Source organism: Pseudomonas sp. HY2-MNA-CIBAN-0224 (assembly GCF_040310285.1).
Taxonomy (GTDB): Bacteria; Pseudomonadota; Gammaproteobacteria; order Pseudomonadales; family Pseudomonadaceae; genus Aquipseudomonas; species Aquipseudomonas helleri.
This window is the reverse complement of sequence record NZ_JBEOPQ010000121.1, coordinates 1-4,182: the sequence shown is the minus strand read 5'-3', so window position 1 is coordinate 4,182 and position 4,182 is coordinate 1. Positions and strand designations below refer to the sequence as shown.

The following is a 4,182-nucleotide window of genomic DNA, read 5'->3' as shown; positions in this document are numbered from 1 at the left end:
CGCCGCGCGGTTCCGTGGTTTTTTTTTCACCAAACACCCGCCCGGCCCCACCCCCCGCTCCTACGGGTTGAAGATCAAGCCTTCGGCTTTTTACGCGGCTTGAGGTACTTGGTCAGGCCCTGAAACCAGATGACCTGCGCCGGATTACCCTTGATCTGAATCGACTTGTCCTGGATCCCGGTCATAAACGCCAGTTGCTTGTTTTTGGCCTGCATCGTGGCAAAGCCGTAAGCGGCATCTTTAAAGGCGATGGCAAACACCGGGTCCGGGTATAAGCCCGAGTGACTGGTAATACGCTGGTTTTTGACTTTGAAGTGACGGGCGACTTTGCCATCGAGGGTTTGCAGCTGGAACACCATGTCTTTATCAACCAATTGCTGTTGAAAAGCAGGGTTTTTACGGCTGGCTTTGCCCATCAGAAAGCCCAGCATCCAGAGCAGAAAACGAAATTTCATGTACGCGGCCTCGGGGAATAAATAAAGAGCCGGCGCAGTTTAACGATTTGAGCGAAGAACGCCACATATCCAAAGAAATAGGCGCTGATAGACGTGTTTTTGCCACTTATGGCCGCATGATCGGCCAATTTACTCTCAAGAACGGGCAAGCCAGCTTGCCCGCTCCTCTAAAAACCAGCCCCGCTTAAGGGTTGACGCTGTCTTTAAGGAATTTGCCAGGCTTGAAGGCTACGGTGTTGCTGGCTTTGATGGTCACTGGCTGACCGGTCTGCGGGTTCTGCCCGGTCCGTGCACCGCGATGGCGCTGGATAAACGTACCGAAACCGACCAGCGTGACGCTGTCTTTGCGGTGCAGGGCGTTGGTGATTTCTTCGAGCACTGCATTGAGTACGCGGCTGGCTTGCTCTTTGGTGAGGTCAGCCTTTTCAGCGATAGCGGCGGCGAGTTCTGGTTTACGCATGATGAAGCCTCTTTGACGGTTTTTTGTTGTTATGTCCGTGCTGCTCTTCTATGGAGCAGCATCCAAGGCGCCGCAGGCTCTACTCTGCGGCAGACCGGTGTGAGGATGGCACGCGACCAAGTCACGCGCCACCCTCAGCAGGCGCTTTGTTGAGGCAAGGCAATGACATTTACGACAAAAGGTAGAGCGTTTACGCCAACAGCGCAGGCAACTCTTTGTTCAGCGCCAGTTTCTCGCGAACCGCCTCGCCGGTAAGGGCATAGCCGAGCAGCTTGCCGTCTGCATCGCGGCACAGGGCTTTGATGTCGGCACCCTGACCTTCCACCGTCCACACACCTTCGCAACCACGCGGCACCGGCGAGACCACCAGCGGGCACACCGGGGTTTTTACCGTGATCGGCATGGCCCCGTAGCTGACCGCTGTCGGGTTGCCCGCCAGGGTCTGCGCCAGCGCCCGTGCGCAGCTCATCAGCGGCATCACGTAGAGCAGGCTCAAACCGTCGACCTGCGCGCAGTCGCCCAGCGCGTAGATGTTGGCGTGGGAGGTTTTAAGCTGACGGTCCACTTCGATACCGCGGTTGATCCGCAGGCCGGCAGCGGCCGCCAGATCGGTGCGCGGGCGCAAACCAATGGCTGACACCACCACATCACAGGCGATCACGCTGGCGTCCGACAAGTGCGCCTCAAGGCCATCTTCGGTGCGCTGCAAACGCGTGAGCACCGGCCCGAGATGAAAACGCACGCCCAGGCTTTCCAGGCCCGATTGCACGGCGGCCGCAGCCGCAGGGTGCAGCAGCGTCGGCATCACTTGCTCGCACGGCGCCACCAGGTCGACCTCATAGCCCCCCGCGATCAAGTCGTTGGCGAACTCGCAACCGATCAGGCCGACACCCAGAATCAGCACACGGCGCTTGCCCGCGGCCGCTGCACGAAAGCGGGCGTAGTCTTCCAGGTCATTGATCGAGAAGATCGCATCCTGAGCATCGCCTTCGACCGGCACCTGCACCGATTGCGCGCCCCAGGCCAAAATCAGATCGCGGTAGGGCACGGCTTCTTCACCGATCCACAGTTGCTTATGGCCCGGATCAATCCCGCTGACGCGGGTGTGGGTGCGCACCTGCGCCTTGAGCTGCTCGGCCATGGCGCCGGGCAAGGCCATGATCAAGCCATCGGCTTCTTTGTTTTTGCCAAAGCCGGTGGACAGCATCGGCTTGGAGTAGGAACGCCCGTCATCGGACGTGATCAACAGCAGCGGTGTTTCGCTGTCCAGCTTGCGAAACTCCCGGGCCAGGTTATAGCCAGCCAGCCCAGTGCCAACGATCACAACAGGTGCGCTCATTCCAATCTCCAGAGTCAATCAATTCAAAAACAGGGCGGATCAGCCGATTTCGATCATTTCGAAATCCATTTTGCCAACACCGCAGTCCGGGCACAGCCAGTCTTCAGGGACGTCCTGCCACAGCGTACCGGGCGCAATACCGTCATCCGGCCAGCCATCGGCTTCGTTGTAAATCAGTCCACAAACAATGCATTGCCACTTTTTCATAGGGGTATTTCCTTTCGCTCAGGCGTGGGCGAGGGCACAGACTCTTATCAATCGGTTGTGTTACTCGCAAAATTCAGGCCGTTTGTACTGATCAACACCGACAGATGCAAGCCCGACGACTGCCTGATGGCACTCTGGCGCTCAAGCAAGGATCAGCGTGATAAGCTCGCCCGCCTCAATGGCTGCCAATTATGACCCACTGTGCCGCACATAACTTCTACGCTGGTCTCGCCTGTCTGGCTTGAGCAAAGCGAACTTCCTGCACCGCCTGACGTACAGACCCTCGACTGGTTGTTCGATCAAGGCTCCCTGACTCAACGTCTTACCGTACTTTCAGACGGCTCCTTCAGCGTGCTGCCGCTTTTCGAAGGCTGGCAGACCCTGCGTGCCGACGAATGCACCGCCCTCGACTTGCCTGGAAACAGCCAGGGCTGGGTGCGCGAAGTGTATTTACTAGGCCATCAGCAACCGTGGGTATTTGCCCGCAGCGTCGCCGCAAAAAGCGTCCTGCAAATAGGTGGCTTCGACATGGAAGCGCTGGGGGCGCGCTCATTGGGCGGCTTGCTGTTTAGCGATAACGCCTTTGAGCGCGGGCCGATGCAGGTGTGCCAATACCCGCGCGGCGGCTTGCCCGTGGCTGATCAGGCAGACGGCCTGTGGGCGAGGCGCTCGCGTTTCTCGCGGGGCCCGTTGAGCGTGCTGGTGGCCGAAGTCTTCTTACCTAACCTGTGGGCCGCCCTGAGTGCCCGGCCGGAGAACAACTGATGTACGTGAGCCTGCTCAAATCACTTAATCGCTTGAACCCGCGCGCTTGGGACTTTATCCAACTGACCCGCATGGACAAGCCCATCGGCATTTACCTGCTGTTGTGGCCGACCCTGTGGGCCTTGTGGATTGCCGCCAAGGGCGTGCCTTCGCTGGGTATTCTGCTGATTTTTGTGTTCGGCGTGATCCTGACCCGGGCGGGCGGTTGCGTGATCAACGACTTTGCCGACCGCAAGGTCGATGGCCACGTCAAACGTACCGAACAACGGCCGCTGGTCAGCGGAAAAATCAGCAGCAAAGAAGCCTTGGTGTTTTTTGCGCTGCTCATGGGTATCAGCTTCCTGCTGGTGCTGTGCACCAACGCCACCACCGTATGGTTGTCATTCGGCGGCCTGGCCCTGGCGGCGAGCTACCCGTTCATGAAGCGCTACACCTACTACCCGCAAGTGGTACTGGGCGCGGCGTTCTCGTGGGGCATGCCCATGGCCTTCACCGCCCAGACCGACAGCCTGCCAGCGGCGGCGTGGTTGCTGTACATCGCCAACCTGCTGTGGACCGTGGCCTACGACACCTACTACGCGATGACCGACCGCGACGACGACCTGAAAATCGGCGTTAAATCCACCGCCATCCTGTTTGGCGATGCCGACCGCGTGATCATCCTCGGTCTGCAAGGCCTGTCGTTGGGCTGCCTGCTGCTGGCTGGCGTGCAATTCGACCTCGGCGGCTGGTTCCACCTCGGCCTGCTGGTGGCTGCGGGCTGCTACCTGTGGGAATTCTGGTACACCCGCAACCGCGAACCCCAGCGCTGCTTCCAGGCGTTCCTGCATAACCACTGGGCCGGATTGGCGATCTTCGTGGGCATCGTGCTGAATTACGCACTGAACTAACCCAAACCTCCTGTAGGAGCGAGCTTGCTCGCGATCTTTTGATCGTTTAAAAGATCGCGAGCAAGC

At 59.1% G+C, this 4,182-nt stretch carries 6 protein-coding genes; 2 read left to right on the top strand and 4 right to left on the bottom strand.

All coding sequences use genetic code 11. The features are described from left to right. Positions 1-74: 74 nt before the first annotated feature. The 4 genes from AAEZ03_RS25600 to AAEZ03_RS25585 all read right to left on the bottom strand — a co-directional run bounded on the left by AAEZ03_RS25600 (position 75) and on the right by AAEZ03_RS25585 (position 2,461). A complete protein-coding gene (locus tag AAEZ03_RS25600) occupies positions 75-455 on the bottom strand; it encodes a hypothetical protein (protein WP_048372505.1) in 381 nt (126 codons plus the stop codon). A gap of 184 nt (positions 456-639) precedes the next feature. Further along, a complete protein-coding gene (locus AAEZ03_RS25595; protein WP_048372506.1) occupies positions 640-915 on the bottom strand; it encodes an HU family DNA-binding protein in 276 nt (91 codons plus the stop codon). A 190-nt stretch (positions 916-1,105) separates the two neighbouring features. Continuing rightward, the gene (locus AAEZ03_RS25590; protein ID WP_350582486.1) at positions 1,106-2,254 is read right to left on the bottom strand and encodes an NAD(P)/FAD-dependent oxidoreductase; all 1,149 of its coding nucleotides are present in this window, start codon (positions 2,252-2,254) and stop codon (positions 1,106-1,108) included. A gap of 39 nt (positions 2,255-2,293) precedes the next feature. Continuing rightward, positions 2,294-2,461: a rubredoxin gene (locus tag AAEZ03_RS25585; protein ID WP_002555879.1), complete on the bottom strand. Its 168-nt coding sequence runs from the start codon at positions 2,459-2,461 to the stop codon at positions 2,294-2,296. Between the two features lie 201 nt (positions 2,462-2,662). On the opposite strand from AAEZ03_RS25585, the gene AAEZ03_RS25580 reads away from it, so the two are divergent. Both AAEZ03_RS25580 and ubiA read left to right on the top strand, forming a co-directional pair. Then, positions 2,663-3,226 (top strand): chorismate--pyruvate lyase family protein, encoded by a 564-nt coding sequence (locus tag AAEZ03_RS25580; RefSeq protein ID WP_350582480.1) that lies wholly within the window; start codon positions 2,663-2,665, stop codon positions 3,224-3,226. Further along, positions 3,226-4,116, top strand: a complete 891-nt coding sequence (ubiA, locus tag AAEZ03_RS25575; protein ID WP_048372510.1) for a 4-hydroxybenzoate octaprenyltransferase — start codon at positions 3,226-3,228, stop codon at positions 4,114-4,116. Before AAEZ03_RS25580 ends, ubiA begins: the two co-directional genes overlap by 1 nt. Positions 4,117-4,182 lie beyond the last annotated feature (66 nt).

What these genes read in the sequence shown, in the direction of transcription:
- AAEZ03_RS25600 (WP_048372505.1), bottom strand. Translation starts at nt 455, where the DNA reads ATGAAATTTCGTTTTCTGCTCTGGATGCTGGGCTTTCTGATGGGCAAA.
- AAEZ03_RS25595 (WP_048372506.1), bottom strand. Translation starts at nt 915, where the DNA reads ATGCGTAAACCAGAACTCGCCGCCGCTATCGCTGAAAAGGCTGACCTC.
- AAEZ03_RS25590 (WP_350582486.1), bottom strand. Translation starts at nt 2,254, where the DNA reads ATGAGCGCACCTGTTGTGATCGTTGGCACTGGGCTGGCTGGCTATAAC.
- AAEZ03_RS25585 (WP_002555879.1), bottom strand. Translation starts at nt 2,461, where the DNA reads ATGAAAAAGTGGCAATGCATTGTTTGTGGACTGATTTACAACGAAGCC.
- ubiA (WP_048372510.1), top strand. Translation starts at nt 3,226, where the DNA reads ATGTACGTGAGCCTGCTCAAATCACTTAATCGCTTGAACCCGCGCGCT.